We start from the raw sequence: 21456 nt of genomic DNA on the forward strand, positions 1-21456 counted from the left end.
GCAACTGTTACCACTCTAAGGACACGGGATTTCCCCATGGTGTCCGCTTTGTTTCCGGCAGGTTACAGAATGCCCTGACACGTAAACGGTAGTCGTTGTCCACAACGTGGCCTATCCGTGACCAGAGTGTGGCCTCCGGATGTCCACACTCTGGTCAGCGCCGGGAAGGCGGTATTGCCGATAGTCTTAATGGGTGGTTGATCGTAAAGACATAGGCTCATGGCTCAGCGGGCCGGACACGTCCGGCATCTCGAAGTACCCGGGGGAGCGGCTGGGCCTGCCCGAGTCCGGTCCGGGATCCATTGCCCGTGCCGGCCGCCGCATTGTGGCCATCTGCATTGACTGGGGCATCGCACTGCTGATCAGCAACTACGCCTTCGCCGGGAACCCCTGGGCCACTCTGGCTGTCTTCGCCGTGGAGCAGGCGCTGCTGGTGGGCACGCTGGGCTACAGCATCGGCCACCGCGTCATGGGGATCCACGTCATCCGGTTGGGCGGCGGCCCTGCCGGCCCGGTCCCGGCCCTGGTCCGCAGCCTGCTGCTGTGCCTCGTCATCCCCGCTGTCATTTTCGACCCGGACCACCGCGGAGTGCACGACAAGGCCATGAACACCGTCCTGGTCCGGATGTAAGCCAGCCGCGCCGGAGCCTCACCCGTTGGCCGCGAATGGCCGCTAAACCACCCCGGATAGCGGGGACCTCGTCAATTCACCTCGTGTGGCCGCTAAACCTCGTCGATTCACCACGTATGGCCGCTAAACCACCTCGGATAGCGGCCATTCGCGGTAGTTCGGTGCCCGTGGCTGGCCAGAAAAGGCCTGAGCACTTGGTACGGCCAGCGCGGCGCCCCGGCCCCCAGCGTGGCTAGACTCCGGCCGTTTCCTGCGCCGGGGTGGAAGCGCCCTGGCCGGCCTTCGCCGTCAGGTAGCCGTGGCGGTCCGCCCAGCGCTCAAACCACACGGTGGCGAACGGGAAGACTGCGGACAGCCCGGCGAACAGCGCCACCCGGAACGGCCAGCGCTGCATGCCCCACAGGCTGAGGGCCGCGATGCCGTAGCCGATGAAGAACGCCCCGTGGATAGGGCCCGCGATTTCCACGCCGAGCTCTGTTGTGTGCGTGACCCATTTGAGGAACATGCCCACCAGCAGGGCGGCCCAACTGAAGGCTTCGGCGACGGCGAGGATCCGGAAAATGCGGATCATGGCAGGGGTCGATGGCAGTTTCATGGGTGGCCTCCGGTTCTGTCCCGGCGGGACTCAGGGACGTAGTGGGTGTAAAGACGTTCGTGGGCAAAGGAAACGCCCCGGCTGCCAGCCCTGAGAGGCGGTTACCGGGGCGTCCTGGTCATCTGGAGTGCTGCCTAGCGGCCGCGGGCTGCCTTGCGGTCGGGGCGCGCCTTGTAAGGATCGATGCCCTTGGGGATGGGCAGGCGGCTTCCGAGCGACGAGATGCGCTTGGAGACGGTGCTGACCTCGAGTTTGGTCAGCTCGTTCTTCATCTTCGTCATCTTCTTGGCGACCTGGCTGATGGGGACCTGGCCCTCACCGCGGCCGGTCTCGATGATGTGGATGCTGACGTTCGGCAGGATGCGTGCGAGCCGCTTGCGTTCGGCATCGAGCAGCGGCTTGACGCGCGTGCTGGGGCCCTCGCTGACGAGGATCACGCCGGGACGGCCGATGGCGCGGAAGACGGCGTCCTGGGTGCGCGGGTTCACGGCGACCGGCTGCTCTTCGACGATCCAGCCGCGTTTGAGCGTGCCCAGTGCGGCGCCGGAGGCACCCGGCTGGTTCTCGATCCGGGCGAAGGCTGCCCGCTCTGCCCGGCGGGACAGGATCAGCGTTGCCGCCAGCAGGCCCAGCGGGATGCCGATGATGAGGCCGGTGATCCAGTTGTCCAGCAGGAATCCGATGAGGAAGCTGACTGCGATGACGCCGAGGAACGCCAGCAGCATCAGCCACGGCACCATCGGGTCGTGCTCGCGGGTCATCTGGAAGACCTCGCGGATCTGCTTCAGGCGGCTCGGCTTCTTGACCTTGGCCACCTTGGGCTTACGGGAAAAGAGGCCGCGCTTGGGAGCGTCGGAAGCCGGAGTGGAGTTGCTGGAGTCAGGGGAAGTCGCCATAGTGCCTTAATTCTACGTGATGGACAGGAAAGGGCCGGACGCCGGAAAAATCCGGTGCCGGCCTCTCTCTGCGGTTATTGCGTCCGGTTCAGGAGTGCGCTGCGAGCAGTGAGCTGGCTTCCTGGCGGGTGCTGCCGGAGCTTTCGATGTGGGCGAGCTGGGCCGGGATTTCCCAGCCCTTCTTGCGCATGGCGGTGGCCCACAGGCGGCCGGCGCGGTACGAGGAACGCACCAGCGGCCCCGACATAACCCCGAGGAAGCCGATCTCGTCGGCTTCCTGCTGCAGGTCCACGAATTCCTGCGGCTTGACCCAGCGGTCCACGGGCAGGTGCCGTTCGGAGGGGCGGAGGTACTGGGTGATGGTGATCAGGTCGCAGCCGGCCTCGTGCAGGTCCCGCAGGGCTTCGGAGATTTCCTCGCGGGTCTCGCCCATGCCCAGGATCAGGTTGGACTTGGTGACCATGCCGAGGTTGCGGCCCTGCGTGATGACGTCGAGGGAGCGTTCGTAGCGGAAGGCCGGGCGGATGCGCTTGAAGATCCGCGGGACGGTCTCGACGTTGTGGGCGAAGACCTCGGGCTTGGAGTCGCAGATCGCCTCGATGTGCTCCGGCTTGCCGGAGAAGTCCGGGATCAGGAGCTCGACGCCGGTGCCCGGGTTGAGTTCGTGGATCTTGCGGACCGTTTCGGCGTAGAGCCAGACGCCCTCGTCGGCGAGGTCGTCGCGGGCCACGCCGGTGACGGTGGCGTAGCGCAGCTGCATGGACTGGACGGAGCGGGCCACCTTGGTGGGTTCGAACACGTCCACGGGGGAGGGCTTGCCGGTGTCGATCTGGCAGAAGTCGCAGCGGCGGGTGCACTCTGATCCGCCGATCAGGAAGGTCGCTTCCTTGTCTTCCCAGCATTCGAAGATGTTGGGGCAGCCGGCCTCTTCACACACGGTGTGGAGTCCTTCTTTTTTGACGAGGTTTTTGAGCTGCACGAACTCGGGACCCATCTGGACCTTGGCCTTGATCCATTCCGGCTTGCGTTCCACCGGGGTGGCCGCATTGCGCTGCTCGATACGCAGCATTTTCCGGCCTTCTGGTGCCAGGGTCACAGTAGAGCTCCTTCATGGGTTGCAACTAGCGCTTCTTCATTGTTGCGCAGTTCTTCGATGATCCGCGAAACGAGGTCAGCGGGGGTGACGTTCCGGCCTGTCTCATGGGAGATGGTGGTGACGCCGGCGTCGGTGATGCCGCAGGCGATGATCTGGCCGTACGGTGCCAGGTCGTTGTTGCAGTTGATCGCGAAACCGTGCATCGTGACGCCTTCATGGACGCGGATGCCGATCGCGGCGATCTTGCGCGCTGGTCCCTTCCCGTCCTGGTCGATCCAGACGCCGGCGCGGCCCTTGATCCGGACGGCCTTTATGCCGTAGTCCGCGAGGACGGCGATGATCACCGCTTCGAGCCGCTCCACGTAGTCGCGGATGCCGGCCGGGTTCTTGAGCTTGATGATGGGGTAACCCACTAGCTGCCCGGGGCCGTGCCAAGTGAGCTTGCCGCCGCGGTCCACGGGGACGACAGGTGTGCCGTCGAAGGGGCGTTCGTGGTCTTCGGTCCGCTTGCCTGCCGTATACACCGCGGCGTGTTCCAACAGCAGGACCGTGCTGGGGGAGGTACCGGCGACGACGGCGGCGTGGAGTTCGCGCTGGATGTCCCAGCCGCGGGTGTATTCGACGAATTCCGGGGCGAGACCCAACTGGGAGAACTCAAGAGTCATGGAATCCAGCTTAGACCCCGCCTTCCGCCGTGGCCGCTTCTGTGGCGAAGCTCTCAGTGCCCTGTGGATAACTTCTGCGGGATTCTCCCGGATCCGCTATTCCTTGGCTATGGAAGATTACGCGGGGAGTTCCGGTGCGGCGCCCGAGGTGACCGGGTTCGACGTCGTCCGTTGCCTTGGTCGCGGCGGCACCGCCAGCGTCTGGCTCGTGTCCGAGCATTCGAGCGGCAACGAGTACGCCCTCAAGTGCTTCACCGGCGGCGACGGAGCCGCCGGGGCCGACGCTGAGGAAGCGGTCCGGCGCGAAGTGAGGATCCTGTCCGTCCTGGACCACGACCATCTGGTGCGTGCCCGTTCCGTGGTGCGCCTGCGGGGAAAGCCGGGCACCCGGTCCGGCAGCGGTGAAAGTGACGGCGTCGACACCAGCGGTGCGAACGACGGCGGCGGCGAGGGCCTTGACCCGACGCTCGGGCTCATCATGGACTACGCAGCGGGCGGCTCGCTGGGTCAGCTGGTGGCGGGCCGGGGAAAGCTGGGGCCGGGGGAGACCGTGACCGTTCTGACGCCGGTAGCCCAGGCCCTCGCATACCTGCACGGCAACGGCTGCACCCACGGCGACGTCTCACCCGGCAACGTGCTGTTCACCGCCCACGGCAAACCGCTCCTGGCCGATCTTGGGGTGGCCCGGATGGCGGCGGATGCCCCGGCGTCGCCCGACGCCGGCACTGACGGCTTCCGCGACCCGGCACCGATCGACGCGGTCCGGGCCGGACTCCAGCCGGAACGCGATGTATATTCCCTGGCGGCACTGGGCTGGTACTGCCTGACCGGCAGCCCGCCGGAGCCGGGCGCGCAGCGTCCGCCGCTGCCGCTGCTGGTTCCGGAGGTGCCGCCGGCGCTGGCCGCCGCGCTGGAATCCGGCCTGGCCGAGGACCGCCGGCTGCGGCCCACCGCTGCGGAGTTCGCGGGCGCCGTCCACCGCAGTGCCGTGGCCGCGCCGGTGGACCTTTCGGTCTCGGTCCATCCGTCGGTGATTCCGCAGCTGTTGACGCGCCGTTCCCTGCCCGGCACGGCGAGGGAGCGGCGGGCCGAAAAGCTGCGTTCCCTGCTGCGTTCCCTGCCGCGTGCCCTCCGCAGGTTGCGCGGGGTCCCGGGCGGCCGCCCGGCAGCCGAGCGCGAAGACGGCCGCACGCTTAACGCCGCTGGCCTCAACGCCAACGTCCTTGACCCCGCTGGCCGGAACGCTGCAGTCCTTGGCGCCGCGGGGCATGGCACCACTGCCCGCAGCACAGCTGGGCGCCATGCGGGCCGGCGGGGCGCCGCTGGGTCGGGCCCGGACGGTGCACCAACCTCGGGCCGCCGGCGTGCCGTGCGTCCCTCCGCAGCCGGCCCTGAACCCGATGCCCGCAGCGGCGCTCCGTTGGCCGCTGCAGGCCCGCAGCCTGCCGTCCGCCGGACTGCCGTGGTGCCGCCTGCCGCGCGCCGGCAACCTGCAGCGCGGCGGGGCGTCCGCGCCGCAGCCGGGGGCCTGGTCCTGCTGGGTGTCCTTGTCGCGGCCTGGGGATTTGCGGGTGCTCCGCTGCCGCCGGCGTTTCCCGGGTTCGCCGCGCAGGACGCCGGCGCGGTCCAGGAATCCGGCCCGGAACAGGCCACCGCTGCAGACCCCGCGCCCGGTTTTGAGGAGGAGGCTGATCAGCCCGCCAACGCGGACGTCGGCCAGGCCCCTGGCGAGACCCAAGCGGATCCCGCCGTCGGGGCTGTAGTTCCGCCCGCGCTGCAGGAGCAGCTGGCCTCGCCGGACCCCGCGGAAGCAGTCCGTGGACTGGCAGGTCTCCGGTCCCTGGCCTTGAGCACAGGCGACTTCGGGTTGCTGGACCACGTCAACGTCCCGGCGTCGCCTGCCGCGGTGGCGGACCGGCAGATCGCCGCCGGACTGGAGGAATCCGGGCGGGTGCTCGCCGGATTCGCCATCCACGTGGCCCGGGCGGAACGGACGGACGACGGCGGCGGCCCGCTGGCCGTCGTGGCGGTGACCGCCGGCACCACCGCCTACCGGGAGAGTGATTCCCGCGGGGCGGTGCTGGCCGAAGCGGCCGAGGCACCAGAACAGCAGCTGCGGCTGGTGCTGGCACCGGTCGAGGGGCGCTGGCGGATCCAGGACATCCTCCCGGCCGGCACCGGGTAGCGGCGCCCGCCGGCACCCGCCGCCGGGCAGGCGCCGGGGCCTCAGGAGTCCGGGCCGCGGTCCGCGACCCAGGCGGCAGCCTGGGCGAGCGACGGGTGCTGCCACTGGAAACCGGCGCCTTCCAGCACGGCCGGCTCCATCCGCTGGCTGGCGAGCAGCAGCTCATCGGCCAGCTGGCCCATCACCAGCCGGAGCGCCGGAGCGGGGACGCGGAGCACCGCTGGCCGGTGGAGGGCCGCGGCGAGGTGCGCAATCAGCGAGTTCACATCCGCAGTCTCGGGTGCGCAGACGTTGACGGGCCCGGACAACGGATTATCGAGCAGGAACGTGAAGGCGCCGGCCACATCGGGCAGCGTGATCCAGGGCCAGTACTGCCGCCCGTTGCCGAGGGGCCCGCCGACGCCCAGCCGCAGCAGCGGCAGCAGCCTGCCCAGGGCGCCGCCCGAACGGCTCAACACCACACCGGTGCGGGGAGTGACCACCCGGACGCCGGCAGGAGCCTCGTGCGCCGCAGCCTCCCAGTCAACGCAGATGCGGGCGAGGACACCGCTGCCGGGGAGGGCATTCTCTCGGAGCACGGCAGGGCCGGCGTTGCCGTAGTAGCCGGATGCGGACTGGCTGAGGAGGACCGCCGGCGGCGTGTCCTGCCGGCCCATGGCAGCGGTCAGGGTCCGTGTCGCGTCCAGCCGGGACGTGCGCAGTTCCGTGATCCGCGCCCGCGTCCAGGGCCGGTCGCCGATGCCCGCACCGGAGAGGTTGACGACGGCGTCCGCGCCGCGCAGCGCTGACTCGTCGATCCGGCCCGCCGCAGGGTCCCAGCGGAACTCGGACGGTGTCGCGGGCGATCTCCTGACCAGGGTGCCGACGTCGTGCCCGGCGCTGCGCAGGGAGCTGGAAATGGCGGTTCCGAGTAGCCCGGAGGCTCCGGCAACAATGATTCTCATGATCCATCTCACCATGCCCGGCACGGCCGCGGCACCTCCCGGGCCGGAGGGTGCGCCTTGACTATGATCGTACGATGACCTCTTCGAGTTACTTCCGTTTCCCGCATCTGCACGGCGATCTGGTCACTTTCGTGGCCGAGGACGACGTCTGGATTGCGCCCCTGGACGGGGGCCGCGCCTGGCGCGTCTCCTCGTTGCAGCTGCCCGCCCGCAACCCCCGCTTTACGCCGGACGGCAAGCAGCTGGTGTGGACCGTGGTCCAGGGAACGGCCCCGGAAGTGGTCGTGGCGGACGTCGACGGCGGCGGCTACCGCCAGCTGAGCTACTTCGGCCACGCCTCCACCAAGGTCAAGGGATTCACGCCCGACGGCGACATCCTGGTCACCAGCGCCTTCCGCCAGGCCGACAGCCGGCACACGCACGCCTACAGCCTGCCCGTGGCGGGCGGCTGGGCCGCGGAACTGCCGCTGGGCCCGGTGGAATCCGTCGCGTTCGGGCCGGTGGTGGGCGACGAGCGTCCCGTGGTCCTTGCCAGCGTGCTCTCCCGTGAACCCGCCTGGTGGAAACGGTACCGGGGCGGCGCCGCCGGCAAACTCTGGATCGATGCCGACGGCAACGGTGAGTTCGAGCGCCTCGCGGCCGGGCTGGACGGCAACCTGACCGACCCCATGTGGGTCGACGGACGGGTCGCCTTCCTGTCCGACCACGAGGGCTACGGCAACCTCTACTCCGTGCTGCCCAACGGGTCCGACCTGCGCCGCCACACGGACCACGAGGACTTCTATGTCCGGCACGCGGCCACCGACGGCCGGCGCGTGGTCTTTGAGTCCGCCGGCGAGCTGTGGCTCCTGCCGGACCTCGGCGCGGACGCCGTCAAACTCGACATCCGGCTGGGCTCGGCCTCCCAGGCCCGCCGCAGCGCGCCGTTGAAGCCCTCCCGCCACCTCGGCGACGTGGTCCCGGACCGCGCCGGCGGCTCCAGCGCCGTGGAAGCCCACGGCACCCTGCACTGGCTCCGGCACAAGGACGGGCCGTCCCGTGTCCTGGAAGCCACCCCGGGCGTACGTGCCCGCCTGCCCCGGCCCTTCGGCGAGGGCAGGATCGCCTACGTTGCCGACCACGGCGGCGTCGAGGCCCTGTACCTGAAGGACATCGCCGGTGACCCGGCTTCCGGAAAAGCGGCCTCCGGAAAAGCAGTTTTCGGAGACTCCGGCCGGAACTCCGGCGACCAGCCCGCCGCACAGCCGTCCGCTCCGGCGCAGCAGGCCGCCAAGCCGCAGGACGCCGGCACACCCCTGCCCAGCCCGGTGTCGGCCGCCGCGCTCACCCGGCCTGACGCCGTGACCGCCGTCCCGGCGCCCGGCACCGGCGCGCCGGCCCACCACTCCGGCGCCGCCGTCACGGCCGACTCCGCTGCCGCCGGCAGCGCCGGATCCGGCCAGCCCGCGTCCCCCCGGCCCACCCGGATCGACTTCCCCAAAGCCACCCGGACCAGCGCCATTGAGGCCAGCCCGGACGGCAACTGGCTCGCCGTCGGCTCCGCATTCGGCGACATCTACCTCGCCAACACCCGCACCGGGGCACTCAGCCTCGTGAGCAGCATCGGCGAGGGCAGCATCGAAAGCTTCGCCTGGTCCCCGGATTCGGCGTGGCTGGGCTGGTCGGAGCCGGTCACGTCCTTCGGCTCCCGCAGCCGGCTGCGCCTGACCACAGCGGACGACACCGGTACGCCGGACGGTCAGCGGGCCATCATCGAGGTCACCGACGGGCGCTTCCGCGACGAATCGCCGTCGTTCACCCCGGACGGCAAGTACCTGGCCTTCCTCTCCAACCGCAGCTTCGACCCGGTCTACGACGGTCATTCCTTCGACCTGTCCTTTCCCAGCCCGATCAAGCCCTACCTGGTGGCCCTCGCCGCCGACACCCCGTCCCCGTTCGGCCCCACCGTGGACCTGACGGCCGAGGCGGAGGCCGGGACGGCGGCAGACGACGCCAAGGACGCCGCGGATGCCAAGGACACCGTCCCGGCCGTCCGGGTGGACGCAGAAGGCCTGGCGCACCGCGTCATCAGCGTTCCCGTGCCGCAGGGCAACTACTCCGCCTTGACCGCCACCGAAGGGGCCCTGCTCTGGCTCGACAGCGAACTCTCCGGCGTCACCGGCGAAGGCCGGGCCAGCCTCGAGGACAAAAACGCAGCCCCCTGCCTGGTCCGCTTCGACGTCGCCCGGCGGAAAACCACCACCATCATGGACGCCCTGGACAGCTACCGGCTCTCCGGCGACGGCGGGAAGGTAGTGGCGGTGCACGACAAGCAGGTCCGCGTCGCTCCCGCCGGGGCCAAAGCCGACGAGGAGTCCGGCCAGCAGGTCTTGGTGGATCTCAGCCGCATCCGCACGCAGCTCGACCCGCTCAGCGTCTGGGGCCAGGCCTTCGATGAAGCCTGGCGGCTCCAGCGGGACTTCTTCTGGACCGCAGACATGGCCGGGCAGGACTGGGACTCGGTGCACGCCCGCTACCGTCCGATCGTGGACCGGCTCGGCTCACACGATGACCTCGTGGACCTGCTGTGGGAGCTTCACGGCGAACTCGGCACCTCGCACGCCTACGTCCGGCCCGCCGCCGTCACCGAAAACGGCAGCAACGGCCAGGGCCGCCTCGGCGCCGACCTCGCCTTCACCGGCGAGGGCTGGGAAATCACCAAGATCCTGGCGGGGGAGTCCTCGGACCCGCTGGCCACCTCCCCGCTGACACGTCCCGGAGCCGACGCCAAGCCCGGAGACGTGCTGCTGGCGATCGACGGCGTCGAGCTCACCGAAACGCGCACCCCGGCCATGCAGCTGGTGGGTGCCGCCGGCCGGGCCGTGGAGCTGACCCTCCGCAACGGCGCCGGTCACGGAGATCACGCCGGACGGCAGCGCCGCGTCGCCGTCGTACCCGTCCGGGACGAGGAACGGCTGCGGTACCAGGAATGGGTGGCGGCCAACCGCCGGACGGTCCGGCAGGCATCGCAGGGAACCTTCGGCTACCTGCACATCCCGGACATGATGGCCAACGGGTGGGCGCAGCTGCACCGCGACCTTGATACCGAAACGGCACTCGACGGGCTGATCGTCGACGTCCGCCGCAACCGGGGCGGACACACGTCCCAGCTCGTGGCGGAGCTCATCGGCCGTAAGGTCACCGGCTGGAGCATGCCGCGCGGGGAGCGCCCGCGGACGTACCCGCACCACGCACCGCGCGGTCCCGTCATCATCCTGACCGACGAATTCGCCGGTTCCGACGGCGACATCATCACCCAGGTTTCCAAGCTGCGGGGGATCGGGCCGGTGATCGGCACCCGGACCTGGGGCGGTGTGGTCGGCATCGACAACCGCTTCGCCCTCGCCGACGGGACCGGCGTCACCCAGCCGCGCTATGCGACATGGTTCTCCGGCGGCGTGGGCTGGGGCGTGGAGAACTTCGGCGTCGCTCCGGACATCGAAGTCACCTTCCCGCCGCACGCCTATGCAGCAGGCACGGACCCCCAGCTGGAATACGGCATCGGTGCGCTCAAGGAAATGATCCAGGAGCTGCCCACCGACCGGCCGCCGCTGCGCGAAGGCTACCGCCTGGTCCGGCCCGCTCCGCTGCCGGCCCGCCGCCAGGGCAGCTAGCCGCCGGCCGACCCGCACGCGGCCGCCGCTGCGCGCAGCCGGCAACGGCGAAGGCCCCCGCACCCTTCTGCAGGGTGCGGGGGCCTTCGCCTTTGGCTGTCCGTGTCCGGCGGCGGCCCGTCTTAGGAGACCAGCGTGGCGTCCAAGGTGATCTTGAGGCCGGTGAGAGCGCCCGAGACGGGGCAGCCCACCTTGGCTTCCTCGGCGATCCGCTGGAAGTCCTCTTCCGAGATTCCCGGGATCCGCGCGCTGACGGTCAGGTGGCTGTCCGTAATGCCGGTGCCCGGCACGAATGTGACGTCCGCCTTGGTGTTGACCTCTTCGGGCGTGTGGCCGGCGCCGGCAAGGGCGTGGCTGAACGCCATGGAGAAGCAGGCAGAGTGCGCTGCGGCGATCAGCTCTTCGGGGCTGGTCTTGCCCTCGGAGGCCTCGGTGCGCGCCTTCCAGGTGACATCGAAGTTGCCCAAGCCGGAGCTGTCCAGCGTGGTGTTGCCGGCGCCCGTCATCAGGTCGCCGTTCCATACCGTGTGTGCGGTGCGTGTTGCTGCCATGTCCACTCCTCGTCGTCGTCAATGCGTGATCCGGCGCCTGCGCCGGATGCCGTGTCCCATCCTAGGGATTCCGCGCCGCCGGTGCACGGAGGTTCCGCTGTCAGTGGATTGTGACCCGCACGCATCGGGACAGGGGCGGAACAGGGCCGGCGCTCGGCCGGAACGCACGCGGCGGCGCACCCCGTGTGGGGTGCGCCGCCGCGTGTCGGTCTGAGGAACAGTCCCGGGGACTACTGCCAGAGGGTGGCGATGGCCACGTTGAGCAGAGCCAGCCCGCCGACGGCGTGCGCGAGGCCGGCGCCGACGTCCTCGCCCTTCTTGTACTTGCGGCGGCCGATAAAGGCCAGGACGCCGACGGCCAGGGCGATGGCGAGTTTGAGCCCGAGCTTGGCGTAGTTGGCGTCCATGTCCAGGGCGGGGATGAGTCCCATCATGGCGATGCCGGTGAGGAGCTGCAGCATGGCGCCGTCGAACTGGCGGGGGTGGACGGTGGGCTTCTTCATCTGGCCGATCCAGATGCCCACGATCATGGCGGCGCCGACGATGTGCAGGAAAACCATGACGTTATAGACGATATTCATGGCATCAGTCTAGCCAGAAGTTTCTACGCGCCGTAGTAGGACCCGCCCGTCCGCCGGGCTGAGCTGCTTCGCGCACCTGCCCACACCAAAAGGGCGACGGCGGCGCGGGTGCCGGTGGTTTCCCACCGGCGTCCGCGCCGCCGTCGCCCGTTGTTCCGTGTACCCCTGGCGGCTAGAGCCCGAGGTCGGCTTCGAAGGCGCCTTCCTCAAGGCGTGCCTTCAGCGTCTGCAGGAAGCGGCCTGCGTCGGCGCCGTCCACCAGGCGGTGGTCGTACGTCAGGGAGAGGTACATCATGGAGCGGATGGCCAGCGAGTCATCGCCGTTCTCATCGGCAACCACCACGGCCCGCTTGACGATCGCACCGGTTCCCAGGATGGCGACCTGCGGCTGGTTGATGATCGGGGTGTCGAACAGTGCGCCCACGGAACCGATGTTGGTGATGCTGAAGGTTCCGCCGGAGAGCTCGTCCGGGCCGATCTTGCCGTCGCGGGTGCGCCCGGCAACATCAGCGATCTTCCCGGCCAGGCCGGCCAGGTTCAGGTTGCCGGCGTCGGCGATGACCGGAACCAGCAGGCCCTTATCCGTGTCCACCGCAATCGCCAGGTGCTCGGCGTTGTGGTAGGTGATTTCCTGCTTGTCCTCGTCGTACGAGGCGTTGACCTTCGGGTGCTGCTTCAGGGCTTCGGCCACGGCCTTGGCGATGAAGGGCAGGAAGGTCAGCTTGGAGCCGTTCTGGGCCTGGAAGGAGTTCTTGGCCCGGGCGCGCAGTTTGGCGACCTTGGTCATGTCCACCTCGTGCACCTGGGTCAGCTGGGTGGAGATGTCCAGCGACTCGCGCATGCGGCGGGCGATGACCTGGCGGATCCGCGGAGCCTTCTGCACCGTGCCGCGCAGGGAGGACTGGTCAGCGGAGGGGCGGGCGGCGGAGCCAGCGGAAGCTGCCGGTGCAGCTGCCTCGGGAGCCGGGGCAGCCTTGGCCTCGGCCGCCGCCAGCACGTCCTGCTTGCGGATGCGGCCGCCGACGCCGGTTCCGGTCAGGGACGCGATGTCGACGCCCTGCAGGTTGGCGAGCTTGCGGACCAGCGGCGTGACGTAGCCGGAATCGGAGGACGCAGCGGAGGCTGTGGGAGCCGCCTCCTCCGCCGGTGCGGCGGCTTCCTTGGGAGCTTCCTGCTTCGGAGCCTCCTGCTTGGGGGCCTCTTCCTTCGGGGCCTCCTGCTTGGGAGCTTCCTCCTTCGGAGCCTCTTCCTTCGGAGCTGCCGGGGCGGGGGCAGCGGCAGGAGCGGCGGCACCGGAACCGATGACAGCCAGGACGGAGCCCACCTCAGCGGTCTCGTCTTCACCCACGCGGATTTCCTGCAGGGTGCCGGCCACGGGGGACGGGATCTCGGTGTCGACCTTGTCGGTGGAGACCTCGAGCAGCGGCTCATCGACCTCGACGGTGTCGCCAATGCTCTTCAGCCAGCGGGTGACGGTGCCTTCGGTGACGCTCTCGCCCAGGGCGGGCAGCGTGACTTCGTGTCCTTCACCGGCGGGGGCGGCAGCCTCAGCTGCGGGGGCTTCGGCGGCAGGCGCCTCCGCCTCGGGGGCCGGTGCTTCTGCGGCGGACGGGGACTCCGCTGCGGGCGCTTCCTCAGCGGCCGGTGCCTCGGCGGCGGGCGCGGGGGCCTCGGCTGCGCCGGAGTCCGAGCCGTCGCCGATGCGGACCAGCGGGGCTCCAACTTCAGCGGTCTCGTCTTCGGCGACGAGGATTTCCTCGATCACGCCGGCGATCGGAGAGGGGATCTCGGTGTCTACTTTGTCGGTGGAAACCTCGAGCAGCGGCTCGTCCACTTCTACCCGGTCACCTACCTGCTTGAGCCAGCGGGTGACGGTTCCTTCGGTGACACTCTCACCGAGGGCGGGCAAGTTAACGGATTCAGACATGTCGTCCCCGTTCTCCTTATTGATCTTTAGTGCGGATGATTGCTGCCTTGGTCGAGCTTAGTGCACCCGGCATCTCGGGCCGGGTGCACTAAACGCGGTGGTCTTGCTGTGGTGCGGGCGGGAACTGCTAGCCGTGGAGGGGCTTGCCGGCCAGCGCCAGGTGGGCCTCGCCCAGGGACTCGTTCTGGGTCGGGTGCGCGTGGACCAGCTGCGCCACGTCCTCCGGGTAGGCTTCCCAGTTCACGATCAGCTGGGCTTCACCGACCTGCTCGCCCATGCGGGAGCCGATCATGTGGACGCCGACGACGGGGCCGTCCTTCTGGCGGACCAGCTTCACGAGGCCGGAGGTGCCCAGGATGGAGCTCTTGCCGTTGCCGGCAAGGTTGTATTCCTGGGTCTCCACCTGGTCATCACCGAACTTGGCCTTGGCGGCCTTCTCGGTGTAGCCCACGGTCGCGATCTCCGGTTCCGCGTAGGTGACCTTGGGGATGTTGACGTCCTCGACCACCACCGGCTTGAGGCCGGCGATTTCCTCGGCGACGAAGATGCCCTGCTGGTAGCCGCGGTGGGCCAGCTGGACGCCGGGGACAATGTCGCCCACGGCGTAGACGTTGCCGACGCCGGTGTGCAGGCGCTCGTTGGTGATGACGAAGCCGCGGTCGATGGTGAGGCCTGCTTCCTCGTAGCCGAGGTTGGCCGTGACGGGGCCGCGGCCGACTGCGACGAGCATGAGGTCCGCTTCGAAGGTCTTGCCGTCCACGAGGGTGACCTTGACGCCGTCGGCGTTCTGCTCGACGCCCTGGAAGAAGGTCCCGGTGGAGAACTTGATGCCGCGCTTCTTGAAGGCACGCTCAAAGGCCTTGACGATCGTTGCGTCCTCGTTCGGGACCAGCGACGGCAGGCCCTCGATGACGGTGACGTCGACGCCGAAGGACTTCCAGACGGAGGCGAACTCGACGCCGATCACGCCGCCGCCGAGGATGATGGCGCTCTTGGGGATGAAGTCCATGGTGAGGGCTTCGTCGGAGGTGATGACCTTGCCGCCGATTTCCAGGCCCGGAAGGGTGCGGGAGTAGGAGCCGGTCGCGAGGACGATGTTCTTGCCCTTGTACGCGGTGCCGTTCACGACGACGGTGTCGGTGCCCTGAAGCTTGCCTTCACCTTCAATGACGGTGATGCCCTTTTTGCCCTTGATGAGGCCCTGGAGGCCCTTGAACTTGCCGGCGATGATGCCGTCTTTGTAGGCGTTGACAGCGGTGATGTCGATGCTGTCGAGGGTCACGTTGACGCCGTACTTCGACGAGTCACGGGCGTGGTCGGCCAGTTCCGCGGAGTGCAGGAGGGCCTTGGTGGGGATACAGCCGTTGTGCAGGCAGGTGCCGCCGAGTTTGCCCTTTTCGATGAGGCCGACGGTGAGGCCGAGCTGGACGGCACGCAGGGCAGTGGCGTAGCCGCCGCTTCCCCCGCCGAGTACCAGGATGTCGAATTCTTGCGCAGTTGCCTGATCGGCCACTAAAACGCTCCCTCGCGTGAACGATGACACGAGAGTACGCATCATCTGGTCTTGGAACTTCCCTGCCGTGATTATGCCAGCGGGGGAGTTCCCTTTCATTTGTGACTACCGGAGTTCACCTTAGCGAACCCCTTATACATGCTCCACCTTGCCGTGGCGTTTGTGGAGCGCTTGTGTCCAGTCTCACGCGGCTTTGCGGCCGGGGTCGTCCCCTCCGCAAAGCCGCGTGGCGGCCGGGCGCCGGGTCCTATGCGGATTTGGCTGCGATGTCCTCGACATAGGCCACCAGCGTGCGCACGGTGCAGCCGGTGCCCTGCTTGTGGTTGTAGCCGTAGGGGCTGCCGTTGTTGAAGGACGGGCCGGCGATGTCGATGTGTGCCCAGGGGATCTGCTCGCCGTCCTTGCCCTTGCCGACGAATTCGCGCAGGAACACGGCCGCCGTCATCATGCCGCCGTGGCGTTCACCGATGTTGGCGATGTCCGCGACCTGCGAATCGAGGCTGGAGCGCAGTTCCTCCGGCAGCGGCATCGGCCAGACGAGCTCGCCCGCGCGGTCGGCGGCCGCCTTGAGCGGGCCGGTGACGGAATCGGAACCCATCACGCCGGCGGTGCGGTCGCCCAGGGCGATCAGCTGCGCCCCGGTGAGGGTGGCGACGTCGATGATGGCGTCCGGGAACTCCTGGCCGGCGGCGACGATGCCGTCCGCCATGACCAGGCGGCCCTCGGCGTCGGTGTTGAGCACCTCAACGGTCTTGCCGCCAAAGATGGTCAGCACGTCGGCCGGGCGCTGCGCGGCACCGGAGGGCATGTTCTCGGCGATGCACAGCCAGGCGGTCGTCTTGACGGGCAGGCCCAGGCCGGCGATGGCCAGCACAGTATTAAGGACGACGGCGGCGCCCGCCATGTCGGACTTCATGTCGCCCATGCCCAGGGCCGGCTTGATGGAGATGCCGCCGGTGTCGAAGGTGATTCCCTTGCCCACGAGCGCGATCTTGGCGGCGGCCTTGGCGGGGGAGTACTCCACCTTGACCAGGCGCGGCTGACGGGTGGAGCCCTTGCCGACGCCGAGGATCCCGCCGAAGCCTTCCTTTTCCAGGCGCTTCTCGTCCCACACCGTCACCTTGACGGGCAGGCCCTTGGACAGTTCCTTGGCCGCGTCCGCGAAGGTTTCCGGGTAGAGGTGGCTCGGCGGCTGGTTGACCAGCGTGCGGGTGGCGTTGACGGCCTTGCCGATGAGCGCGGCGCGTTCCAGCACTGGCGGCAGGCCCTTGTCGGCAGCGAAGTCCGTAACGATCACAACGTTCTTTACCGGGTCCTTCAGGCCGTCTTTGGTGGAGCGGTGCTCAGTGAAGGAGTACGCGCCCATGGCGGCGCCCTCGGCGACGGCGGCGACGTCGCCGAGTGTGGACGTCGGGAGGGCCAGGCTCACCGTGGTGACGCCGGCCAGCTGGCGGACCGCCGAGCCGGCAGCCCGGCGGAGCGCCTCTTCGGTGAGCGGCTGCGAGGCGGAGACCTTGCCGACGCCGGCGAGCACCAGGACCTCGGCGCCGGCCTCGGGCAGTCCCGGGAGGCGGTGGGCCTGGTCGGCGGCTCCCGTGATGCCAAGAAGAACCAGTGATTCAGCCAGCGCCTCGGCGGCTTTGGCCGTCAGGGGGTTGGCGAGCAGAACGGGACCGTCCGTGCCCTGACCCACGCCGATGACGAGGGCGCCGCTGGGGGACTTCTTGAGGTCCCCGGCGATTGCACTGAGTTTCACTTCGGTATTCTTGACCACGAGGACAGTCCTCAATTCTCTGAGTTTTTTCGGCAGGGATGCATGTTCGGCGCCCTGCCCTGGAACCTGGGCCACTGCCGGTTTGGGACGTCACTGTTTCTGACAACAACTTCTGAGATAAACAGGGCGTCTGCAAAGCCGTCACAAGGCCAGCTCCGATCGTAGTCTCTCCCCGGCGCGGGTGTTCAATTGAATGAGAGCTGGAGCACACCGTGATGAGGAATGCGCCCCGCCTCCGGTGCGTTGTACCCGGTAGCAGCGCCGCCGCCCCGCAGGGCCGGCCGGGCGCCCCACCGACTTCGAGGAAAGGAACATGCCGTGATGGAACGGATTTCCGGCACTCTGCTGGACCCCGGATCACTCTATGTGCGTGATGACGCGCTGTTCCACGACCCCGAGCTGCGCGGACTGAACCTGGTGATGGGCTTCACCGGGTTCGCCGATGCAGGGCACGTCGTCCGGCAGATCACCGCCGAGCTGCTGGAGACCACGGACGCGGTGACAGTGGCCGAATTCGATGCGGACCAGCTCATCGACTACCGGTCCCGGCGCCCGCAGATCAGTTTCGTCGAGGACCACCTGCAGGACTACCAGGCGCCGCGCCTGGCCCTGTACCGGCTGGTGGACGGGCTGGGCAACCCGTTCCTGCTCCTGGCGGGGTTCGAACCCGACCTGCAGTGGGAGCGGTTTGCGCGCGCCGTCGTCGGGATCGTCGAGGAGCTGGACGTGAACCTCGTGGCGTGGATCCATGCGATCCCGATGCCCGTGCCCCATACCCGTCCCGTAGGCGTGACCGTGCACGGCAACCGTCCGGACCTCATCGAGGGCATCTCTGTCTGGAAACCCACCGTGGAGGTGCCGGCCGCCGTCGGCCACGTCCTTGAACTGCGGCTGGCGGACGCCGGGCGCAACGTTGCCGGCTATGTCATGCATGTGCCGCACTACCTTGCCGAAGCCGAGTACCCGACGGCCGCCGTCGCCGGGCTCGAGTACCTCGGGGCGGCCACCTCCCTGATGCTGCCCACGGACCGGCTCCGGGAAGCAGGCCGGGAAGTCGCTCGCCAGATCGCCGAGCAGGTTGCGGCCTCCGAAGATGTGCAGCAGGTGGTCTCCCGGCTCGAAACGCGCTATGACGAGTACGCCGAGGGAACCGTGCGGCGCTCCCTGCTCGCGGACGAGAACGACCAGCTGCCCAATGCGGAGGACCTCGGCGCCGCTGTGGAGGCTTACCTGGCCCGTAAAGATCCCGGCGAATAAATACTATTTTTCCATCGGCTGGGCATAATAGGGGAGTGACTTCACCCCGCGCCTGGCTGATCTGGATCATCGGGGTGTTCGCGTACCTCGTGGCCGTGAGCCAACGCACGTCTTTCGGCGTCGTGGGGCTGGAAGCGACGGAACGCTTCCATGCCAGCGCCGCCGAAATCTCCTTCTTCACCGTGCTACAGCTCCTCGTCTACGCCGCGCTGCAGATTCCGGTGGGCGTCCTGGTGGACCGTTTCGGCTCCCGGGCCATGATCGCCGGCGGCGCCCTCCTGATGGGGCTGGGCCAGCTGCAGCTGGCCTTCGCCGAGAACATTCCCGGCGGTGTGCTGGGCAGGGTGCTGGTGGGCGCGGGCGACGCGATGACCTTTATCTCCGTGATCCGGCTGATTCCCCTCTGGTTTGCGCCGGCCCGCGTCCCGCTGCTCACCCAACTCACCGGAATGTCCGGCCAGCTGGGCCAGCTCTTCAGCGTGGTGCCCTTCGCTGCGATCCTGCACCTCGCCGGCTGGACCCCCGCCTTCCTGACGCTCGCGGCCATGTCGGCCCTGGCTGTGGTGCTGGTGGTGGTGCTGCTCCAGGACCTGCCCCCCGGGCACCCCGCGCCGGAACCGTCCACCGGCCTCCGCGCCACCGGGATCTCGTTGTCCCACGCCTGGCGCCAGCCGGGAACGCGGCTGGGCCTGTGGAGCCACTTCACCGTCCAGTTCAGCGGCACCGTCTTCGCCATGACGTGGGGCTACCCGTTCCTTATTTCAGCGCAGGGCCTGGATGCCCCCGCCGTGTCCGGCCTGATGACGCTGTACGTGGCAACGGCCATTGCCGCCGGCCCGTTGATGGGCAGCTTCGTGTCGCGCCACCCGCTGCGGCGCTCCACCATGGTGCTGCTGATCTCCGCCGCCACCGGCGCGGCCTGGGCGGCGGTGCTGCTGATCCCGGGGCGGTCCCCGCTGTGGCTGCTGGCCGCGCTGGTGGTGGTGCTCGCCGTCGGCGGGCCCGGTTCCATGATCGGCTTCGACTTTGCCCGCACCTTCAACCCGGCGCACCGCATCGGCACCGCCACGGGGATTGTGAACGTGGGCGGCTTCATCGCCGCGCTGATCGCCATCTACCTGATCGGGCTGGTCCTCGACGTCCTGTACGCCACGGGATTTTCCCAAGGGGAACTGTACGGGCTCGATCCGTTCCGGATCGCTCTGAGTGTGCAGTTCCTGCTGCTGGCCGGCGGTGCCGCGGCGATTCTGTTCATCCGGCGCAAGGTACGCCGGCAGATGGCGGCCCAGGGTGTTGTGGTGCCTCCGCTGCTGGCGGCACTCGCCGCGCAGCGCCGGCTCAGCGCGGAACGCCGCCGCTCGTCCTGAGCCTGCCGGCCGCGTCGGTGCCGCCGCCTCGATGCCGCTGCGCGGACCCCCCGGGCGTGGTTGGCACCGCAACGGTGCCGCCCGCCCGGGTGCCGCCGCGCGATACCCGGGGCGTGGTTGCCACCGCCTCGTTGATGCCGCCGGGCGGGGAACCCGGGGCCGGTGCCGCCCCGCGGTTATCCACATACGCCGGCCCGGCACTGACGCGCGGATGCAGGCCCGGCGAAGCTGGTTTTATGACAGCTTCCGATCACCTGAAAATCACCGGCCCGGAGGACATCCTCGGGTTCATTCCGCACTCCCTTGGCTACTGGCCGGCCGGCAGCCTGGTGGCCATGACAATGCAGGGCAAACGGCTGGGAGCCACCCTGCGGGTGGACCTTCCCGACCGCGCCGCCGCCACGAGGTCCGGTCCCGCCGGGCCGGCGGGCTTTGCCCGGTCCGTGGCGTCCTATTTGGCAGCCGACCACGAGGCGGACGGCTCACTGCTGGCCTTCTTCACGGAAGCCGGTACGGACAATGCGCCGTGGGCGCGTCACCTGGCCGAGCTCGAACGGGCACTGGACCACGCCGGCATGCCGGTGCGGGACGCCTGGCTGGTCGGCTCCGACTACTGGCGGAACGCCTATTGCACCGACCCGTCGTGCTGCGCGCCGCCTGGCCGGCCCGTGGACGAGATCCGGAACAGCCGGCTCAACGCCTAGATGGTGTTCCGTGGCAGTACAGTCGGAGCGGCCCCCGGCGCCGCGCTGCGGACCCCGCCGGTGCCCGCGGATCCTGCTGTGCTGGAGGCGCACCGGGACTGGGAGCAACTGTTCGCCCTGCACGCCCGGGATGCCGCGCAGTTCCGCCAGGTGCTGGAGGTCTGGTCGCGGGTGCTGGACGCCGCGGCGCCGCTGCCCACACTGCCGGCGGCGCTTGCCGGGTACCTCAGGGCTTCCCTGTGCGTCCTTCCGTGGCGGGACGCCGTGCTGGTGATGACGGCGGCGGGTCCGGAGGCCGCGGAGCGCGGGGCGGAGGAGTTTGGCGTCTTTGATGCCGGGTCACCGGATGCCGCGGCGGGCAGCGGCCAGGGCGTTTCCCTGCCCGGGTCGATTCCAGGCGCGCTCCCGCCCACGCCGTTGCCGCCCCTCGATGGCTTTCCTCCCGCGCACGTGCGTCCCCGGAGCGCTGCACCCGGCGGCGGTGCCGGGAGGAGTTCCTCCGGGAGCGGGAGGTTCGCGGGTAGTGGTGCCGGGAACAGTGGTGCGGGGAGCTGCGGGGGCAGGGGCGCCGGGGCCAGTGGCGTAAGGGGCAACGTGCCGGCGGTGGCGGGCTACGGGGAGGTTCTGCTGGGGCTGGCGCCGCCCGTGCCGGACTGGGGAAAGATGGCCAGCCTGGAGCGGATCCTCGAGCAGATCGGCGCGGCGGGCGGCGAAGCCGGTGCCGCCGCCCTGACCGGTCGGGGCTGGATTGAGTGGTGCCGTGGGAAGGGGTCCTTTGCCCACGCTCTGTTCAGCCGCGCGGAGGAGGAACATCCCGGCTACCGCCTGGCGGAACTGCTGGATGAGCTGGCGGGCCGGGGGACGCTGTGCGGCTGGGCGGCGCGGAAGGAGACGGCGTGGCAGAAGTTTGAGCCGGACGTGGCGTGACCCCGGCCGGCGGCGGGATGCTGGGCCCGCCGGGCCGGCCAAGGGTGTCGATTCGAAAATTCGTGAGACAATGGTTGCCGAGACCCGGTTGGGTCCGTGTATTAAGTGCTTGTAGTCTGCCCTGGAAACAGGGAACATTACGGTCGCCCCAGGAGTTCTACTTAGTGGCTCTGCTGGTCGTGATTGCACC

The 21456-nt window shown here is 69.2% G+C and carries 17 protein-coding genes; 7 read left to right on the forward strand and 10 right to left on the reverse strand.

Going from position 1 to position 21456, the window contains the following annotated elements; genetic code table 11:
• Positions 1-193 precede the first annotated feature (193 nt).
• Entirely contained in the window at positions 194-631 is a 438-nt protein-coding gene (locus ACTWQD_RS13970; protein ID WP_443196716.1) for an RDD family protein, read from the forward strand.
• 232 nt (positions 632-863) lie between these two features.
• Here the strand turns inward: ACTWQD_RS13970 and ACTWQD_RS13975 are convergent, their stop codons facing one another.
• The 4 genes from ACTWQD_RS13975 to lipB all read right to left on the reverse strand — a co-directional run bounded on the left by ACTWQD_RS13975 (position 864) and on the right by lipB (position 3892).
• Entirely contained in the window at positions 864-1226 is a 363-nt protein-coding gene (locus ACTWQD_RS13975; protein WP_443196717.1) for a DUF3817 domain-containing protein, read from the reverse strand.
• A gap of 134 nt (positions 1227-1360) precedes the next feature.
• Positions 1361-2122, reverse strand: coding sequence for a DUF4191 domain-containing protein (locus ACTWQD_RS13980; RefSeq protein WP_443196718.1), 762 nt, complete (start codon positions 2120-2122; stop codon positions 1361-1363).
• A gap of 88 nt (positions 2123-2210) precedes the next feature.
• On the reverse strand, positions 2211-3218 hold the full coding sequence (gene lipA / locus ACTWQD_RS13985; protein WP_443196719.1) for a lipoyl synthase: 1008 nt from the start codon (positions 3216-3218) through the stop codon (positions 2211-2213).
• Positions 3215-3892: a lipoyl(octanoyl) transferase LipB gene (gene lipB, locus ACTWQD_RS13990; RefSeq protein WP_443196780.1), complete on the reverse strand. Its 678-nt coding sequence runs from the start codon at positions 3890-3892 to the stop codon at positions 3215-3217. Before lipB ends, lipA begins: the two co-directional genes overlap by 4 nt.
• A gap of 100 nt (positions 3893-3992) precedes the next feature.
• Here lipB and ACTWQD_RS13995 point away from each other — a divergent pair, with 100 nt between their 5' ends.
• Positions 3993-6068, forward strand: coding sequence for a protein kinase domain-containing protein (locus tag ACTWQD_RS13995; protein WP_443196720.1), 2076 nt, complete (start codon positions 3993-3995; stop codon positions 6066-6068).
• A 41-nt stretch (positions 6069-6109) separates the two neighbouring features.
• Here the strand turns inward: ACTWQD_RS13995 and ACTWQD_RS14000 are convergent, their stop codons facing one another.
• Complete coding sequence (locus ACTWQD_RS14000) at positions 6110-7012, reverse strand: TIGR01777 family oxidoreductase (RefSeq protein WP_443196721.1); 903 nt, start codon at positions 7010-7012, stop codon at positions 6110-6112.
• A 74-nt stretch (positions 7013-7086) separates the two neighbouring features.
• Between ACTWQD_RS14000 and ACTWQD_RS14005 the strand changes: the two genes are divergently transcribed.
• On the forward strand, positions 7087-10665 hold the full coding sequence (locus tag ACTWQD_RS14005; RefSeq protein ID WP_443196722.1) for a S41 family peptidase: 3579 nt from the start codon (positions 7087-7089) through the stop codon (positions 10663-10665).
• 122 nt (positions 10666-10787) lie between these two features.
• On the opposite strand, the gene ACTWQD_RS14010 is transcribed toward ACTWQD_RS14005, so the two are convergent.
• From ACTWQD_RS14010 to ACTWQD_RS14030, 5 genes are all read right to left on the reverse strand, one after another.
• The gene (locus ACTWQD_RS14010; RefSeq protein ID WP_443196723.1) at positions 10788-11216 is read right to left on the reverse strand and encodes an OsmC family protein; all 429 of its coding nucleotides are present in this window, start codon (positions 11214-11216) and stop codon (positions 10788-10790) included.
• A 230-nt stretch (positions 11217-11446) separates the two neighbouring features.
• Complete coding sequence (locus ACTWQD_RS14015; protein WP_443196724.1) at positions 11447-11797, reverse strand: hypothetical protein; 351 nt, start codon at positions 11795-11797, stop codon at positions 11447-11449.
• A gap of 172 nt (positions 11798-11969) precedes the next feature.
• Entirely contained in the window at positions 11970-13724 is a 1755-nt protein-coding gene (sucB, locus tag ACTWQD_RS14020; RefSeq protein ID WP_443196725.1) for a 2-oxoglutarate dehydrogenase, E2 component, dihydrolipoamide succinyltransferase, read from the reverse strand.
• Between the two features lie 127 nt (positions 13725-13851).
• Entirely contained in the window at positions 13852-15237 is a 1386-nt protein-coding gene (lpdA, locus tag ACTWQD_RS14025) for a dihydrolipoyl dehydrogenase (RefSeq protein WP_443196726.1), read from the reverse strand.
• 247 nt (positions 15238-15484) lie between these two features.
• Entirely contained in the window at positions 15485-17011 is a 1527-nt protein-coding gene (locus ACTWQD_RS14030; protein WP_443196727.1) for a leucyl aminopeptidase, read from the reverse strand.
• 318 nt (positions 17012-17329) lie between these two features.
• Here ACTWQD_RS14030 and ACTWQD_RS14035 point away from each other — a divergent pair, with 318 nt between their 5' ends.
• The 4 genes from ACTWQD_RS14035 to ACTWQD_RS14050 all read left to right on the forward strand — a co-directional run bounded on the left by ACTWQD_RS14035 (position 17330) and on the right by ACTWQD_RS14050 (position 21266).
• A complete protein-coding gene (locus tag ACTWQD_RS14035; protein ID WP_443196728.1) occupies positions 17330-18268 on the forward strand; it encodes a proteasome assembly chaperone family protein in 939 nt (312 codons plus the stop codon).
• Between the two features lie 35 nt (positions 18269-18303).
• Positions 18304-19635 carry an MFS transporter gene (locus ACTWQD_RS14040; RefSeq protein ID WP_443196729.1) on the forward strand — a complete coding sequence of 444 codons (1332 nt, stop codon included), beginning with the start codon at positions 18304-18306 and terminating at the stop codon, positions 19633-19635.
• Between the two features lie 236 nt (positions 19636-19871).
• Complete coding sequence (locus ACTWQD_RS14045; RefSeq protein WP_443196730.1) at positions 19872-20339, forward strand: DUF4192 family protein; 468 nt, start codon at positions 19872-19874, stop codon at positions 20337-20339.
• A 60-nt stretch (positions 20340-20399) separates the two neighbouring features.
• A complete protein-coding gene (locus ACTWQD_RS14050) occupies positions 20400-21266 on the forward strand; it encodes a DUF4192 family protein (protein WP_443196731.1) in 867 nt (288 codons plus the stop codon).
• The last annotated feature ends 190 nt before the right edge of the window (positions 21267-21456 follow it).

Origin of the sequence: Pseudarthrobacter sp. 1C304 (assembly GCF_052245515.1) — a bacterium.
Classification (GTDB): Bacteria; Actinomycetota; Actinomycetes; order Actinomycetales; family Micrococcaceae; genus Arthrobacter.